Annotated in this window: 16 protein-coding genes; 5 read left to right on the top strand and 11 right to left on the bottom strand. The window is 53.0% G+C overall.

The annotated features are described in order from the left end of the window. The first annotated feature begins 110 nt into the window (after positions 1–110). Positions 111–554: a NusA-like transcription termination signal-binding factor gene (locus OS112_09290; GenBank protein WAC04642.1), complete on the top strand. Its 444-nt coding sequence runs from the start codon at positions 111–113 to the stop codon at positions 552–554. Beyond that, positions 551–853: a phosphoribosyl-ATP diphosphatase gene (hisE, locus tag OS112_09285; GenBank protein ID WAC04641.1), complete on the top strand. Its 303-nt coding sequence runs from the start codon at positions 551–553 to the stop codon at positions 851–853. The genes OS112_09290 and hisE overlap by 4 nt, the downstream gene beginning before the upstream one ends. Before the next feature lie 9 nt (positions 854–862). Here hisE and OS112_09280 read toward each other — a convergent pair whose 3' ends face one another. The 8 genes from OS112_09280 to OS112_09245 form a co-directional block, all read right to left on the bottom strand. Next, positions 863–1315, bottom strand: coding sequence for a bifunctional nuclease family protein (locus tag OS112_09280; protein WAC04640.1), 453 nt, complete (start codon positions 1313–1315; stop codon positions 863–865). A gap of 61 nt (positions 1316–1376) precedes the next feature. After that, positions 1377–2393, bottom strand: a complete 1017-nt coding sequence (locus OS112_09275) for a flippase-like domain-containing protein (protein ID WAC04639.1) — start codon at positions 2391–2393, stop codon at positions 1377–1379. A 113-nt stretch (positions 2394–2506) separates the two neighbouring features. Further along, positions 2507–3079, bottom strand: a complete 573-nt coding sequence (locus OS112_09270) for a DUF357 domain-containing protein (protein WAC04638.1) — start codon at positions 3077–3079, stop codon at positions 2507–2509. After that, positions 3076–3825: a diphthine synthase gene (dph5, locus tag OS112_09265; protein ID WAC04637.1), complete on the bottom strand. Its 750-nt coding sequence runs from the start codon at positions 3823–3825 to the stop codon at positions 3076–3078. The genes OS112_09270 and dph5 overlap by 4 nt, the downstream gene beginning before the upstream one ends. A gap of 58 nt (positions 3826–3883) precedes the next feature. Continuing rightward, a complete protein-coding gene (locus OS112_09260) occupies positions 3884–5047 on the bottom strand; it encodes a GTP-binding protein (GenBank protein WAC04636.1) in 1164 nt (387 codons plus the stop codon). Then, entirely contained in the window at positions 5044–5751 is a 708-nt protein-coding gene (locus tag OS112_09255; GenBank protein ID WAC04635.1) for a hypothetical protein, read from the bottom strand. Before OS112_09255 ends, OS112_09260 begins: the two co-directional genes overlap by 4 nt. 152 nt (positions 5752–5903) lie before the next feature. Then, positions 5904–7901 carry a ferrous iron transport protein B gene (gene feoB, locus OS112_09250; GenBank protein ID WAC04634.1) on the bottom strand — a complete coding sequence of 666 codons (1998 nt, stop codon included), beginning with the start codon at positions 7899–7901 and terminating at the stop codon, positions 5904–5906. Further along, entirely contained in the window at positions 7901–8611 is a 711-nt protein-coding gene (locus tag OS112_09245) for a metal-dependent transcriptional regulator (GenBank protein WAC04633.1), read from the bottom strand. The genes feoB and OS112_09245 overlap by 1 nt, the downstream gene beginning before the upstream one ends. 240 nt (positions 8612–8851) lie before the next feature. Between OS112_09245 and OS112_09240 the strand changes: the two genes are divergently transcribed. Next, positions 8852–9481 (top strand): undecaprenyl diphosphate synthase family protein, encoded by a 630-nt coding sequence (locus OS112_09240; GenBank protein WAC04632.1) that lies wholly within the window; start codon positions 8852–8854, stop codon positions 9479–9481. 17 nt (positions 9482–9498) lie between these two features. On the opposite strand, the gene OS112_09235 is transcribed toward OS112_09240, so the two are convergent. The 3 genes from OS112_09235 to OS112_09225 all read right to left on the bottom strand — a co-directional run bounded on the left by OS112_09235 (position 9499) and on the right by OS112_09225 (position 12046). After that, the gene (locus OS112_09235; GenBank protein WAC04631.1) at positions 9499–10209 is read right to left on the bottom strand and encodes a hypothetical protein; all 711 of its coding nucleotides are present in this window, start codon (positions 10207–10209) and stop codon (positions 9499–9501) included. An 83-nt stretch (positions 10210–10292) separates the two neighbouring features. Next, positions 10293–11057 carry a polyprenyl diphosphate synthase gene (gene uppS / locus OS112_09230; protein ID WAC04630.1) on the bottom strand — a complete coding sequence of 255 codons (765 nt, stop codon included), beginning with the start codon at positions 11055–11057 and terminating at the stop codon, positions 10293–10295. Then, positions 11054–12046 carry a radical SAM protein gene (locus tag OS112_09225; protein ID WAC04629.1) on the bottom strand — a complete coding sequence of 331 codons (993 nt, stop codon included), beginning with the start codon at positions 12044–12046 and terminating at the stop codon, positions 11054–11056. Before OS112_09225 ends, uppS begins: the two co-directional genes overlap by 4 nt. Positions 12047–12332: 286 nt before the next feature. Between OS112_09225 and OS112_09220 the strand changes: the two genes are divergently transcribed. Together OS112_09220 and OS112_09215 are read left to right on the top strand one after the other, a co-directional pair. Continuing rightward, complete coding sequence (locus OS112_09220; GenBank protein WAC04628.1) at positions 12333–13748, top strand: hypothetical protein; 1416 nt, start codon at positions 12333–12335, stop codon at positions 13746–13748. Beyond that, positions 13748–15997 carry an IPT/TIG domain-containing protein gene (locus OS112_09215; protein ID WAC04627.1) on the top strand — a complete coding sequence of 750 codons (2250 nt, stop codon included), beginning with the start codon at positions 13748–13750 and terminating at the stop codon, positions 15995–15997. Before OS112_09220 ends, OS112_09215 begins: the two co-directional genes overlap by 1 nt. The last annotated feature ends 41 nt before the right edge of the window (positions 15998–16038 follow it).

Here is a 16038-nt window from a genome sequence, read left to right as displayed (position 1 = left end):
TATTTCATAAAAACAATGACTTTGAATCCGGACACTTCCGGCATCAATACGGTTCATCCAAGTATCGAATATCTTAAAAAAACCGCGGATACAATAGGAATGATCGAAGAATGGAGCGCAATATCGGTTTTAAGGAACGCAGGTATATTGAGGAATTAAGGATCCTCACCAAATCCACCGCGCTTGACTGCGTCATAGACGACCGGTTCGAGAGGGTCATCTACGTGATCCGGCGGGGTGATATGGGGCTTGCAATCGGGAAGAAAGGTGAGAACATCAAACGGCTCCAGAACGTGCTGGGCAAGAGAATCGAGATGGTGGAATATGACGATGCTCCCGACACGTTTATTGCAAACATTTTCAAACCCGCGGAGGTGGCCGGGATCGATCGTACATCTGACAACGGCCCGGTCCATGTGCTGTTGAAAAAGAAAAACGATCTTGGGATTGCGATCGGCAAGGGCGGGTGCAATATCGAAAAAGCACGGATTCTCTGCCGCAGGTTCTTTGGGATTGATGTAGGAGAGGTGCTCCTTGCACCTGTGGAACCATGAAAAAGACAATCGATCCTTCCGTCATTGCCGAGATCTGGAGCGTGATTAATGAGCGGGCAGAACGCCCGTCGGAGCAGTCCTATACGAGCCGGCTGCTCACCGATGAGAAAGGGATTGACCGGGTACTGGAAAAGGTCGGCGAGGAGGCAACCGAGTTCATTCTCGCAGTAAAAAATGGCATACCGGAACGCACCAGCGAAGAAGCGGCAGACCTGCTCTTCCACATTCTGGTCGCACTCCGTGCAGCAAATGTCGACATTGCAGATGTTTTTTGTGAGCTCGAACACCGGAGAAAATAACCCTTCCTTTTATTTTTGTAAGTACGCTGCAAGATCTGTCATCGGAGATAGTTCATTTTCCTGTTGCCCCCCGCCGGAAAGGACGCTTTCATCGGCATAGATGGGCACATCCCCACGCAGGGCAAGCGCGATACCGTCGCTGGGGCGGCAGTCTATCTGTACTTCTTTTACTCCATTTGAAAGGACGAGCTGTGCATAATAGACGCCGTCAAGAACCGTATCGATCTGTAGCGACTGCATTATAATCCCGAATTTTCCGAACGTTTCTAAAAAAAGGTCATGGGTAAACGGGCGCGGGAGTACTTCTTTGTTTATCGCACTTTTAATGGAAATCGCTTCCCAGAGCCCAACAAAGATCGGCAGCGCCAGCCCGCTGCCATCCACAAGCACTACTACAGGGACGGTACCAGACGGGTTCTCGACAATAAAGACTCCCTTGACAGTGCAGGGAACAGGTGCCATAGGTGAGATAGACATCATCCCGCGCCCTGATAATGGTTGAGGTAGGTCTAAAAGAGGAGGTTTATTTTGCCGTTGCTTCCCTTTGGACGATGAGGACGCTTGAGATAATGCCGAGTGCGATATTGAAGTAATAGAGCACAAGCCGCCAGATGACAACGAAAATCCCAAGGATTGAGGAAGGGATAAAAAGGGCGTACATCGAAGTTGCGCCTACCTCCGCAATACCGGAACTTCCCGGAGTGAGCGGGATCATCATTAAGATCGCGAGGATCAGGTTGATGACAAATGACTCAAAGATGAGCGGGGGCTGTCCCAGCCCGACAAGGATGAGCGAAGCAGTCACACATTCAGAGACCCAGTACAGCATGGTAAAGAGCAGGCCCCACAACACCCCTCCTTTTGCACTGTGGACAAACTTTTTAAGGGCACCGTGAAAGTTATCGACCTCCTGATTGATCCGGACAGCAACCTCATCAAAACGGGCAGAATCCCAGTGTTTTGTGAAAAACCGGGCCCCCCGGATCATCGCACTTTTTAGGATGTGGGGGCGGGTGGCAAAAACAATGAACAGGACAAAGCAGCCGGTGATGAAGATTGCCGTGACGTACATGATAATGCCGGATGTAACTCCAATGCTCTTCCATTCCCGGTTAAGTGCGAGCATGGCGAAAGCGGCAAGGATCACGAGCACGATCCCGTCGAGCACCCGCTCCATGATAACGATTGCGGTCGCATCACCCAGAGGGACGTTTGCCTTGTAGAGCTCATGGATCCGGACCGGTTCCCCCCCTGCCTGTGACGGGGTTACCGCTGCAACGAGCAGGTTGGCAAAGACAAGGTTGAGGGAATAAAAAAAACCGACCCGGTATCCCAGCGAACCGGACATCATCTGCACGCGCCATGCCCAAAAACAGAGAGTAAGAAGGTGGGCGATAAATGCCAGTGCAAGGAATAACGGGTTGATCTTTTGCAATGAATAAATTGTCTGGTCATTGATGGTAAACAGCAGGACAATGGCAAGTACGACAATAGAGAATGCAACCGATATCAGGAGCCATTTCCATGTTGCCCTGTCCACGTTTATCCCCGGAAATGTATGTGATGATCCCGCTGTTTTGTATCGTTAGAGGTTAGAAAACAAAGTATAAACGCTTGTATGGTCTGCCTTTCGGGAAGGATGTTCACATCAGGTCAAACCGTGAACAGATCCCGGTCAGAAACTATGGTAAAAATCCCGGCCCGGACCGCAGCATCAAGCCAGCCGTGCCCGTAGCTGAAACAGGCAAGGGCGTCTTCAGTGTGCCCATCAGCCTCAAACCGGCCGCCCTGCCGGCCATACACGGCTGTAATGGCAAGGACACGGTCTGCTGCAGCATGCATTACCGTTCCCTGCTCCGGGGAGGGGACAACCGCCAAACGGGCAGTGTCCAGCATGCGGGCGTACCGTGCACATTTTTCCTCAAGTCTGCCACGAAGGGCAGCGGGTGCATGTTCAAACGGGGTGCTGAACGGGCAGGACAAGGACGGCATCTCAACATACCCTGTGATTGCACCGAAATGGAGCCACCCGTACCCGTAACAGAATGAAGCAAGGGCATTTACCCAGTCCCCTGAAGAGAGGAACGTGGTCCCGTCATGGAGATATGCGGCAGCCATCCCGAGGATATCTTCTGCTGTTGCATACAAGGGTGTTTTTTCCGGCGCTGTGATACGGGCAAAACCGAGATGGTTTGAAAGAAAATCCCTGCATTCTGCGACCCTCATAGTCCTGCAAACACCTCAAGGTACTTTTTTTCCATGTCGTGTAATCCGGCAGGAATGATAAGGATATGCAGCGGGGGCCCGAAATCGAATGCCCGGATCCGGTCTGCCGGGCCGGCACCAATGACGGGTTGATCGGAACCTGCACGGGCTACCCCGACATAGAGGGGAATGGTCAGCCTTTTTGTCGCTGCCATGTCTTCGAGGAGGTCCACTGCTTCATGGATGGTCATGTGACGGTCATCCTGAATATCGAGATATACAAGGGTATGGAGGTTCTGGGCAAGGTTCCCGGCAACTACATCGATCGGGGTTGTGGGAGCCCAGTTCTTGTGCGGGAACGGCAGCGAGCAGGATTTGCCGAACCGGTAATTCTGGAGACCGGTCAACCCGCAGACGGCGCTGGAGATCGAAGGACCATGGATGATTGATGTCCCGATCCCCCGCTCTGCCGCCCGTATCCGCAGGTCGATATGGGTGGTGGAAACCATGGGATCGCCTGCTGTGAGAAATGCGACATGGGCTGACTCCGCGCTCTGTAATATCCTGTCAGGGTTCTGTTCAACATCCTCCCGCGAGAGCAGGTGAATCTTTTTGTTATAATACTGTTCGAGTTCCCCGATGGATGAGCCCATCAGACGCGAGGTATAACATTCAAGAAATACTTTATCTGCTCTGGCAATGCATGCCCGCCCTTTTTCCGAGACATCATGTTTATCAAAGAGACCAAGCCCGACAAATGTCAGCATGCTGCATTTCCCCTCATTTTGAGCAAATTCAATGGGTTGGGAATTTCTGCCCCAATGATCAGTACGTGAATTTTGTTATGGAGTCAACGAGCGATTCGAGAACGAGGCGGACATCCGATTTGCGCGGTGCCGAGATGAAGAAGATTGGCGTGTCTTCACCGAGCTTTAATTTTTCGCGGATTTCCTGGTCGCTCATCGTTTCCGGGAGGTCTGCCTTATTGGCGGCAACCACCATCGGCAGATGTTTTTCCTTAATAAGCCTGATATGGTGTTGTGCCCGCTCAAGCGTTGTGGGTTTTGTCGCATCGATTAGGAGGACGGCTCCCATTGCATGGTTGAGCAGGTTGGGGACGACCAGGTCAAACCGAGGTTCCCCGGGAGTACCATAGAGGGTTATATCAAAGTCCTTCCAGTGCAGCCAGCCAAAGTCCATGGCAACCGTAGTCGGGTCTCCCGTAGTGCTCCGTCGGTCAATAGAGACACCGAAATCAGAGGCGCTAGTGATAAATGTGGACTTCCCCGACCGGGCAGGACCGGTGACAACGATCTTGGGGATGTACAGCACCACGTTACCTTCCGTGATGACAAACGGCACCGACCTTTTTGGTACTGTTGACCACGAAGTATGCAGCAGGGTAAAGTAATCGAAATGGGGGTGCGAGCGGAACGCGGAGGAGATGGAGATGATCAGGTCAAATGTATATTTTTTGATGAAGCGTTCGATACAGAGCTTGCCATTGAGGTTCAGGTGCTCAAGGATCACGGTGGTCTTGCTGCTGGTCTTTGCGGTATTTGCAACAGAGAGTGCGCCCTCAAGCCCCAGGTCTTCATTGATCAGGTCGACATAGATGAAGACAACTTCGACTTCGTTCTCGGTGCAGAGCTTTGCGATCCGCGCCTCCCACTTCTTTTGCACCTCTTTTCGTTTCCGGCTGCTTTTTTCGATCCGTTCGCGGTCGACTGCATCGATAAACACGATCTTTTTGTTAAAAATTTCAAGCGGACACCCCAGTTTTAGTGCAGCATCGTGTTTGAAAATGTCAAATGTGGTGTGGGGGAGCACGACGAGGCAGGAGAGCCCTTTTTTCAATGCCGAGAAAAGGGTCGAGATCGTGAAGAGCTGCCCGTCAACGCCAGGCTCCATGCTGTACAGCACCCAGCTGCCTTTGGGGATACCTCCCCCCAGCATATCATCGATCCCGTTGATCCCCGTGGAAATCATGGGATGACGGTCACCTGTCCTTTCTGGACTGAGAATTGCAGCCAGTCTGAGGTCAGGCCTTTGATCCCCTGGATGCGCATGTAGTGAACATTCTGCTCGACTTTGACTTCAATAACGCCCGTCATCAGTTGTTTGATGAGCGAGATAGTCTTCTCATCAAACGACTCCTTGTTTAAGAGATAAAATCCAACACCATCGATCTTCTTGAGTTTTGAGGTCAGCACATGGAGGAACTGGTACAGGATTTCGAGCTTCCGGTACATTAGGAGGGTGGAAACAGAGTTGACACAAAACCTCACCGGCGGGGGGAAAAGCCCGGACTCCCCGTCGGAAAACTCCCCGTCAAAGATCGTTTCGACCATTTTTGAGAATTTGATGCCAATCCCGGTAAGGTCTGTCGGGCTTGCGACAAACATCAGCCGGTTCGTATCAGCGATACCTGGAGTTGAGCTTTTGGTGATAGCGTCGATGGTCCCGACATACCGTTTATCAACACCCATGACCTTGAACGCATCGACAACCTCCGCAGCCCGGTCATTCGTTGAGAGCACGATAGCGTACTCCCCCAGCTGAGGCCTGGTCAGGAACAATGCAAGTTCCTCGGCCAGGCTCATGGGGGGTGCCAGTACGAGGAAGTTCGCCCCCGCCTCAAAACCGCCGGAAACCGAGTCGATCTGCGTTATCCCTGACTTGAAGTTGTACATCTAATGCACAATCATTTCATCAGAAGATTTATAAGTGCTCCGATAAAAAAAGGGGCGGTCATTGTCCGATAATCCGGGTTACAACCTGCCGCAAAATTCCCGGCTATCTGAGGGAAGGATCCATAGCATGAACAGCAGTGTTACCGTCCCTTTCACATGAAAAGGGAAAGCAGGCGATAGGCAACCGCCCCGAGGATGACAGCAAGGGCAGTCTCGGATGCAATGACTGCTGCTGCCTTTTTCCACCCGAATTCTGACAGGAATACAAAGATTGTCGAGATGCAGGGGGTGTAGATCATCGTGACAAGGGCAAAAACAATCAGCTGTACCGGGGAAAGGACCGAGGAGAATACCGTCGTGCCAAAGAGAGCAGCAAGGGTGAGTATCGTGATCTCCTTTCTTACGATGCCAAAGACAAACACGACACCGGTCAAAACCGGAAGGCCCAGCAGGGTGACCGTAATTGGTGAAAGGGCAGCATTTATCGGATCAAGCAGCCCGGCACTGTAAGCACCGCTGATCGCTATACCCCCGATAATATACGCGGGCAGAACGATCCAGATGAGGGATTTTGTCCGCGCCCAGGTCTGCGCAAGCACAACCGATCCCGACGGAACGTGATATTCAGGCATCTCCATGATCATGCCGACAGATTCACCTTCAACAACCCTGAATGCGATCCTGCCAAGGATAATCACCAGCAGGATGTTAAAGAGATAGAGAGCAAGCGCCCACCAGATATTCACGAACGTCGCCACAACGCTGAGGATAACAATGGTGCGGGCTGAACATGGGATGAGAGTCACCAGGAATGCGGCAAGCAGCTTCTGTTTGCCGGTTTCGAGGATACGGCAGGAAAGGCAGGCCGGCACAGTGCACCCGTATCCGAGGATTAGCGGGATGATCGCTTTTCCGTGCAACCCGAGCCGGTGCATCCCCTGATCCAGCATCATCGAGATGCGGGTGAGGTATCCTGAATCTTCGATTATGGAGAGGAAGAGGTAAAAGGGGAGGACGTATGGCACAATCAGGGTCAATGCCGCAACAAGTCCCGTCCATGCCCCAAACAAGAGAATATCGGTGACTGACCCGGCAATAAACGGCTGGACGGGAGATATCGAGGATAAAATGGCAATGAGGTATTCGGATATACCCTCCCCGATGATGAAGGTCCAGACAAGCAGCCCCCCAATCACAAGGAAGATAAGTGCATAGCCGGCAACAGGATGAAGCGCGAGCCTGTCGAGCCTGTCTGAAAAAGGGATATCGGCCGGGGAAGGTTGCCGGATCTCCATCACGCTGCGGGTAATGCGTTCGGCGGTATGGTACCGTTCCCCGGTGAGGATGATGCCGGATGGTTCACCATGCATCATCTCCAGCTCCCGGGCATACTGGCGGGCTGCCTTGACTGCTGCCGGTGCATGCTCTCCTGCCATGCGGAGAATATCTGGGTCATTCTCAAGGAGCCTGATAGCTGTCCAGCGGGAAGGGGCGAGCGCCGGATCCGAAGGAAGGAGTGCGGTGACCTGCATGATGCGGTCCTCGACCTCCCTCCCGTAAGGGATCTGCCGGGGCAGTGTCTTGTTCTTTGCGGTGGCAACGATGGCGTCTGACAAGGCGGCCATCCCTTTTCCATGGATCGCAACAGTAGGTACCACAGCGACGCCAAGCACCTCCGCAAGCACCTCAGTATCGACAAAGATGCCTTTTTCTGCCGCAAGGTCTGTCTGGTTTACGACAACGATGAGAGGGACATTCAGTTCTATCAGCTGGAGCGTAAAAAAGAGGTTGCGTTCAAGGGCAGATGCATCAACGATATTGATGACAACGTCAGGATGGTTATTGAGGATGAACTCCCGGGAGACCTTCTCCTCGGTGGAGTACGTGGATAACGAGTAAATTCCCGGCAGGTCGATGATATGGATCCTGTACCCTTCATGCTGGAGGATCCCGCCCGCACACTCAACGGTTTTTCCGGGCCAGTTACCGGTCACCTGTTCTGAACCGGTCAGCTGGTTGATCGTTGCGCTTTTCCCGACATTGGCATTGCCGGCAAGTACTACAGTGAAATCAGCCGGGGGGCAGCTGGCGTCAGTTGCGACCTTATTTTTCAGTCCAAACCTCCTCCTGCTCCGTTCCCGTTCCGGCATCAGGCCTGCTCCGGAACAGGGGAGACAAAGATATCGTCAGCGATTGCCCGGTCAATCGCAAGCTTTGTTCTGCGCACGGCAATTTCAACCGGCCCCTCCATCGGGGCTTTCCGGATAAGGGAGATGACGGTTTTAACCGTAAGGCCGAGATCTGAAAGGCGCTGGACAACCTTCCGGTCGCCACGGATAAACATGATCGTGCCGCCTTGCCCGGGCTCAAGGTGGGAAACGGAGACGATCGGCTCCTCCCGTATCTCGGAGGATTTCTGTTCTCCCATCAGGCAGCCGCTGCAGTCATCAACCTCACGGTTGCAGGGCTGAATCAGGCTGCCATGGGGGCAGCGCGAGGGGGCGTGCAGCATCTTGCAGAGCGCACATTCGGTTTCGTCCGAGAGCGTATGCTCCATCCTGCATGCCTCGTCATGGACATTTTCGTTCCTGATCTTGAGGATATCTGTTAAGAAGACCTCAAGAAGGCGGTGGCGACGCTTGACCTTCCGTGCCAGCTCCAGTCCTGATCCGGTGAGGGTCGCTCCCCGGTACGGCTCATAACTTACGTACCCTTTTTCCGACAGGTTCTGCAGGGCTTCGGTGACACTTGCGGGGGTCACCTTCAGGCATTTTGCAATCGATGTGGTCTTTGCAGTGCCTTCTTTCTCCCCGATATCGTAGATTGCTTCTAAGTACTCTTCGAGCTGCTCCGAGGCCATTGCCAGATATTTAGGATGCCCTAAATCATGAATATTTCGGATCCCCTAAATCTCCCTGCGTAATAATGGGCTGCGTCTTTATGCCCCTTGTTTAATTGAATTAATCATAACGAAGCGGGCGTACCGGTTCAGGTCATAAAACGCCGTCCTGTATCCCTCTGCTTTTAAGGCATCGGTCTTTTCATATCTCTGTGATAGATCATCAAGGCTATGTATGGAGGCAGGCAATAGTAAGCACAGATGATCTACTGGCTTTATGAACAGATGCTCAAACGGAAGATCACAGTCCTTCCGGTGCAGATCTGTTTCATGATCAGCGGCCAGGACATGGCTTTAGCTCCTGAAAACCTTGCGCTTGTTACAGGCTGGTGCAATGAAATTTCAGCACACGTGGAAAAACAGGCAGGGTCAAAAGAGAACACGATACTTGGGCTCACGTTTCATGTAAGCACACCGTTACCTGATGTCATGGGACGGTGCCTGCCTGCAATTCATAAAATCGGGGGGATTGCCCGGCTTGTCCTTCATTACCAGGACAAGGAGGAGGTCAGAGGCGAGGGCCTTGAGGTCGTCGTGGCGATTGGAAAAAGCGGCCGGGAAGAGATAACGTCCTGCATCAGGAAGATGGCAGAGGACAAAATCCCCCCCGGTACGGTTGACGAACGGCTGCTTGAGTCATATCTGACCTTCAAATACGTCCCGGATATCGTAATCAAGAGCGGGGGAGCCCACCTCACCGATTTTCTCATCTGGCAATCGGTATATTCTGAACTATTCTTCTCCGATGTGAACTGGAAGTACTTCAGGAAAGTGGATTTCTTCCGGATCCTCCGGGACTACCAGTCACGGGCCCGCCGTTTTGGAAAATAACGATTGCAAAGTAACGACTAAATCAGTTTCACATTGATCCAGCAGGGTTCATTATTGGCCGTCCCGTCCTGTATTACGAACCGGTTTTTCATTGCGATACCAAATGACCGCTTATCAGGAATCGGGGAGACGGAGTGTGCCCGGCACCACCTCATGAACCGCTGGTACATTTCATCTTTTGGTACAGCACTGCCCTCATTGCCCTCTGCATCGGTGCGTAAGACCTTTTCGTTCACGAACCGCCGGACTGCGTTCTCCTTTCCTTTTATCTCAGTGCTTTTTGCCCCCTTCTTTTTTGGAAGCCGCGCAGATGCTTCCGGATGGGTAGACGGGACAGGAGAGTCCTGCGGTTTATCCTGTTTTTGTACAGGCGCAATTTCCCGTTTTGGATGCGGGATACGGGCTGCAGGCTCTTTTTTCTGAAGCAGGACTCTGGCAGGTGTTTTGGGGTCATCTGCGTTCAGAACCGGGGGAATGATCTGATCTTTTTGCGGCGAAAAACGGGATGCGGGGCCGGGTTTTTGCTCTGCTGCAATAATGACCGGATCAGCACGGGTCTCTGACGGGAGCTGCTGCTGGCGGTAATCCACTCCGAGGCGGTCTGCGAGCGCCTGGTTGCATTCATGACTGAGGTTAAGGCCCTGTTTTTGTGCCAGAGAAAAAATATCGTCGCGGATGAGGACCGAGGTGTGCCGCCACTGGGTCGCGTCTCCTTTGCGTGCAGTCATGTCTTCCCTATCTTCTATTCTTTAACAGAAGGGATATAGAGCCAGCGGTATGCAGGGTGAAGGTAATGTACGAAAAAAAACCATCACTGTTTTGAGATCATCCGCTGGTCATACACGCGGATCGCCCGGAGGAGGTCGATCTTCCTGAAAAGCGGCCAGTACGGCGCACAGAAATAGACCGCGGATTCGTGGCCGTTTGCAAGCCATGGCAAAAAATTTGACGTGCGCCAGTCGTTCCCGGTCCTTATGATCAGGTCAACCGGCGGCAGCCCCTTCCCTCCATGCAGGTGCGATTCGACCATCTTCACATCAATGGCGTCCGGCATAATTGCACCCCCCTCCACTGATGACAGGATGTCGCGGGCTGCAAGCACAATCTCGTTTCTCCCGCCATACGCAAGGGCGATATTGAGGCAGAATCCCGAATAATTTTTTGTCGCTTCTTCTGCCTCACTGATTGCCTCAAGGAGATCCGGGGGGACAAGCGACCTGTCGCCGACCATCTGGACACGGATCCTGTACTTGTGGACGCGTTCGTCTGTGAGGACGCGGATGAACCTCTCTTTAAACAGCGCAAAGAGCTGGCCGACTTCTTCATCATCGCGACTGAAATTTTCCGTAGAAAATGTATAGAGAGTGATATGCCGGATTCCCAGCTCGTGGGCCCAGTCAAGCATCTCCTCGGTCTTCTCCGCACCAGCCCGGTGACCCTCCGAGGTGTTGATCCCGATCGCCCGCGCATAACGCCGGTTCCCGTCCTGGATGATTGCAATATGGCGCGGGATATGGCCAAATTGCATGCGGAGGATTCGTTCATAGAGCGGTTCGAGCAGGGCTTCGCGGATCACAGCGGGGTCACCTCCACGATAATGCCCCCGTTCGGGTACCGTTCAATCACATACTTTTTACCAGCAAGGCGATCGCCGAGTTTTTCTAATGCCCACCACGCTGTCTCGATGTGGTCCCCGCAGGGAGCAAAACATTCCTCGCCCAGTTCCCTCCGGCAATAATCGGCACAGGTAGCCATGGTACCAAGATCCGGTTCCAGCACGCCATATACCACGGTGCCGTCATCGGTCACCTCATCAAACGGGCGCGCGGTGTTGCGGGCGATGCGTTTTAAGCGTTCGCGCAGCTGCACCGAGTCCTTGAAGGTCGATGAACACCAGTGGACTTTATCGTTTTTGAGGAGTTCATCTGCCCATTCCTGCGCACCCTGAACCGCATTGTGCACCCCGTCGGCAAGCTCAAATCCCCTCAGCCGCATAGCATCGGCATTGGTCTCGCCCCATTCGAGTTCGTTGATGTTCAGGAAGTCAAGGTACGGGAGTGCAGGGATCAGGTGGTTAAGCCCGGGAAGCGCGGGCACTTCCATGCCAATATCAAACCCGAGTTCTTTTGCCCGCTTTGCTGCACGGATATAATCCGAATTGAGAATATCCTCCCAGCACTCGCGGGGGGGGTGGAGCCTTATCTCGTCAACAAGACCTTTTAGTGCGAGGAGGTCTTCTTCAGAGGGGGCTTTTGCGGTATACAGGTGGATATGGTGGTCCTTACCGAAGTGCTTTTTGAGCGCATCGCAGTAGGTAACGACCCGGTCGATGCAGAGGAGCGGCTCACCCCCCGTGACCCCGGTACCAAGGGCGCTCATGGCCTCTGCCTCCGTGATCATCTCGGCGGGACTTTCAATCCGGCGCTCGTTTGCATAGACTGCATCTTTACCTTTCCGTTCAGATGAGAGCGGGCAGTACCAGCACGAACGGTCGCAGCGTCCCGTAACAAAGAGCACCATCTTTGCACCTTTGTGACAGAGGATACAACCTTTGGAAAGAGTCATAGAATCCGCATAAAGGCAGGAACGCCTCGCTTAAGCATTCTCTATTTTTAGTGTTATGAATTCAAAATGCTTGTTGAGATGGAACGGGAAAATCAGAATATTGATTTTAAAATTGGAATTTTTTTTAACTTCACGTAGTTTCTCATTAGTTTATTCAACTAATACTTGCAGTATTTTCATACTATTCTCTACCTCATCCTTTTCTCAACAGAGAAGTATTTTACCAATTATTATCATATGACGAAACAAAGGAATCGATAACAACAAAATGACTCCGGAACCAGCTATGAAACCTCCCCGCAGTGAAAACGCACTTTCCGAGGTTATAGGGTTCATCCTTATCCTCGTTGTCATCATGACCGCGTTCTCAATCTATCTCACGTATGCAGTGCCGGCACAGGGGCGCGAAAACGAGATCCTCCACATGAACGAGATCAGGGACGAGTTCGTCAAGTATAAGGTCGGTGTCGATGCACTCTGGACGAACAGTCAGGTCGGTACAGCGATGAGCACGACATTCAATCTCGGGACTGCAGGAACCGCGACTCAGGGGGGTGGATTTTCCATCATTCCGGTCATGAATCCGATTCCTTCCAGCGGGATGCTTGCGCTGAACCAAAGGCAGGAGGTACTCACTGTTCAGTCAAGGGGGCTGATACGGGACGGCAAGGTTGTATCAAACCAAACTCTTGTGCCGGGATCCTTTGTGTTAAATGCTACCCCTCAACAATTCATTGTCAATATTTCAGATACAACACCTTCGGATTATTCTTCAGGAAAACGCTCGGTGCTGGTGCAACAGGCGCAGAACTGGTCTGTGAATGTGACAGTGAATCCGAGAACCACATATTACAATTATTCCACGAGTTGTAACCCCGGTGGCTGTAATTATGCTGATGGTATCCGGTACACGGGTACGGATATTACGATCGATATCAGCAAAGGCGGAGTGGTCACCCTCCAGGATTACACGGTATACAAGAATATTCAGCCATGGAGCAGCGTGCGCAATTACTCAGTCAACCTTCTCGATGATGCATATGGGCTAAAAAATAATCTGGCAGATCAGCCTTACCCGATGACTGTAACGTTCACCAAATACGGAACACTTGTTTCAGGTTACGGCATTGTTTCGCTCACCGATGAATATGAAAAGGTGGCAACCCATTCACTTGCTCTTGGTTCTCTTGAATACACTGCGAACAATAACTACTGGATCCCCCAGACATATTATTACCAGAACGGGGGTGTGTTTCTCCAGCAGGATGATGGCACATCAGTAAAACTACCGTCAGCCATCACGTTCTCCTATAACTGCTGGACCCGGGTCATCGGAGTAAATATTATCGAATTGCCATTCCAGCAGGCGGATACCGGAAACATCGGAGGCAACAGCCCTGCACAGGTGAAGACCCAGGTGACAAACATTCAGGATCTTCCCTATTCGCTCACTTACAACAATACAAAATGGATCAATATCAGCATGAGTTCAAATGACAGCAGGGCTGTAGCATCCTGGCTGCGGAGTCTCAATTCTACAGCAAATATCTCTCAGGGAATTCCGGATACTTATTATCGGACGGGATTGTCGGGTGTTGGGGCATTCATATACTTCACTGGTTCAGATTCCACGAATTTACAATATGATATGCATGTCGAAGGGTTGCGGGCGAATTTGAGTGCAACTGTGCAGGGAGGTTGATGATGGGGCAGTTCGATTTGGACATGGGCAGAAAGAAGGACCGGCGGAAGAATGGTGACACTCCTTATGAAAATGCGGTCTCGGAAGTAATCGGGAGTGTCATGCTCATCAGTATTGTCGTCGTCGGTATTGCTATTGTCGGGGTTGTGCTCTGGTCTCAGCCGCCTCCTGAGAAGATCCCGGTTCTGAGTGCGAGCATTTCAAACAAGAGTTGCATGCTTACACTCTCCCACGAGGGTGGTGACTTGCTTGACAAGACTACATTCCAAATCCTCGTTGATGGCACAGACCAGACTGCCAATTTTGCGAATAATGGGAACCCGGTATGGGCCTCGTGGAGTATCGGCGACACTCTTACCTACACCTCAAGCCCCTGCCCCCCCATACCCCAGACCGTCCATATTGTCTATACAGGTGGTGGGGGCACGCTCGTATTATCATCGGCATATTTCGGCACACTCCAAATGCCGACAGGAACCACGACAACCGCACCACCAACCGTCCCGACATTTGGCAGTATCTTACCTACGTCCGGAACAACAGCGGGTGGTACCGGTGTGACGATCACCGGGACAGGATTTACCGGGGCGACTGCAGTAACCTTTGGCGGTACAGCAGCAACCTCATTCACGGTTGTGAGCGACACATCGATCACTGCGACCACACCTGCACATGCAGCCGGGGCTGTTGACGTTGTTATTACAGCACCCGGCGGCACTGCAACCGGTACGGGCGCATATACGTATGTAGCACCAACCGTCCCGACGTTTGGGAGCATCTTACCGACGTCCGGAACAACAGCGGGCGGTACCGGTGTGACGATTACCGGGACAGGGTTTACCGGGGCGACCGCAGTAATGTTTGGCGGTACAGCAGCAACCTCGTTCACGGTTGTGAGCGACACATCGATCACGGCGACCACACCTGCACATGCAGCCGGAGCCGTTGACGTTGTTATTACAGCACCCGGCGGCACTGCAACCGGTACGGGCGCATATACGTATGTCGCTCCCCCGACGTTTGGCAGTATCTTACCGGCATTCGGCACGACAGCTGGTGGTACCATAGCCACAATCAGCGGGACAGGGTTTGCCGGGGCGACTGCAGTAACGTTTGGCGGTACAGCAGCAACCTCGTTCACGGTTGTGAGCGACATATCGATCACGGCGACCACACCTGCACATGCAGCCGGGGCTGTTGACGTTGTTATTACAGCACCCGGCGGCACTGCAACCGGGACGGGTGCATATACCTATGTGACTCTCCCGACCGTAACCGGCGTTTCACCGATGTTGGGTCCGGCAACGGGCGGAACCTCGGTAGCGATCACCGGAACAGACTTCACAGGAGCGACGGCAGTTAACTTTGGCAGCACCCCGGCAGCTTCGTACATTGTTAACAGCGCGACTTCAATCACAGCGGTCTCACCGGTTGGGTCAGCCGGACCCGTTGACATCACCGTAACCACGCCCGGTGGGACATCTGCGACCTCACCCGCCGACATATTCCGCTATTATGTCATCCAGTCTTTCACGACGGTCGGAACAACATCCTGGAGCGTGCCTTCAGGTGTAACTACCGTTGAATACCTTGTCGTGGCAGGAGGCGGTGGTGGAGGGCGTTACGGTGGCGGCGGCGGAGCTGGGGGATTCCTCACCGGCACATTGACCGGTTTATCCGGTTCCCAGACGGTAACGGTTGGAGGAGGCGGCGCAGGATCAACAAGTCTGACGGCTCGTGGTACAAACGGAGGCAACTCTGTATTTGCATCGATTACCGCAACCGGTGGAGGCGGTGGCGGTAGTGGAACTACCAACCCAACTCGTAACGGAGCAACCGGAGGGTCCGGTGGCGGTGGCGCAACATCAAATGGCGCTGGCGGATCGGGCACAGCTGGTCAGGGAAATGCTGGTGGAGCTGGGGCCAGAACCTCCAATTATCTTGGTGGCGGCGGCGGTGGAGCCGGTGCTGCTGGTGGCGCTGCAACTAACTCTGTTGCCGGCAATGGAGGTGCGGGAACCGCATCTTCTATTACCGATGTATCGGTAACATATGCCGGTGGCGGCGGCGGCGGTTGCAGCTCGTTGCGTGTAGCTGGTAGTGGCGGTGCCGGTGGCGGCGGCGCAGGTGGTGATGGTGTTGCTGGTACAAACGGACAAGCGAATACCGGTGGTGGCGGTGGCGGCAGCGGTAATACGGGCAACGGCGGCGCTGGCGGCTCCGGTATCGTCATTATCAAGTATTATTAACCCCTGATAGTGGCCGAGAGAGAAGCGGATAGCAGAGAGGG

Origin of the sequence: Methanoregula sp., from assembly GCA_026625165.1 — an archaeon.
Lineage (GTDB): Archaea > Halobacteriota > Methanomicrobia > Methanomicrobiales > Methanospirillaceae > MVRE01.
Note: the sequence above shows the minus strand (reverse complement) of the source record. Positions and strands in the feature narration are given on the sequence as shown.

Bases quoted from the DNA above. Each gene is read 5' to 3' on its own strand.
- OS112_09290 (WAC04642.1), top strand. From the start codon at position 111: ATGGAGCGCAATATCGGTTTTAAGGAACGCAGGTATATTGAGGAATTA.
- hisE (WAC04641.1), top strand. From the start codon at position 551: ATGAAAAAGACAATCGATCCTTCCGTCATTGCCGAGATCTGGAGCGTG.
- OS112_09280 (WAC04640.1), bottom strand. From the start codon at position 1,315: ATGGCACCTGTTCCCTGCACTGTCAAGGGAGTCTTTATTGTCGAGAAC.
- OS112_09270 (WAC04638.1), bottom strand. From the start codon at position 3,079: ATGAGGGTCGCAGAATGCAGGGATTTTCTTTCAAACCATCTCGGTTTT.
- dph5 (WAC04637.1), bottom strand. From the start codon at position 3,825: ATGCTGACATTTGTCGGGCTTGGTCTCTTTGATAAACATGATGTCTCG.
- OS112_09260 (WAC04636.1), bottom strand. From the start codon at position 5,047: ATGATTTCCACGGGGATCAACGGGATCGATGATATGCTGGGGGGAGGT.
- OS112_09255 (WAC04635.1), bottom strand. From the start codon at position 5,751: ATGTACAACTTCAAGTCAGGGATAACGCAGATCGACTCGGTTTCCGGC.
- feoB (WAC04634.1), bottom strand. From the start codon at position 7,901: ATGCCGGAACGGGAACGGAGCAGGAGGAGGTTTGGACTGAAAAATAAG.
- OS112_09245 (WAC04633.1), bottom strand. From the start codon at position 8,611: ATGGCCTCGGAGCAGCTCGAAGAGTACTTAGAAGCAATCTACGATATC.
- OS112_09240 (WAC04632.1), top strand. From the start codon at position 8,852: ATGATCTACTGGCTTTATGAACAGATGCTCAAACGGAAGATCACAGTC.
- OS112_09235 (WAC04631.1), bottom strand. From the start codon at position 10,209: ATGACTGCACGCAAAGGAGACGCGACCCAGTGGCGGCACACCTCGGTC.
- OS112_09225 (WAC04629.1), bottom strand. From the start codon at position 12,046: ATGACTCTTTCCAAAGGTTGTATCCTCTGTCACAAAGGTGCAAAGATG.
- OS112_09220 (WAC04628.1), top strand. From the start codon at position 12,333: ATGAAACCTCCCCGCAGTGAAAACGCACTTTCCGAGGTTATAGGGTTC.
- OS112_09215 (WAC04627.1), top strand. From the start codon at position 13,748: ATGATGGGGCAGTTCGATTTGGACATGGGCAGAAAGAAGGACCGGCGG.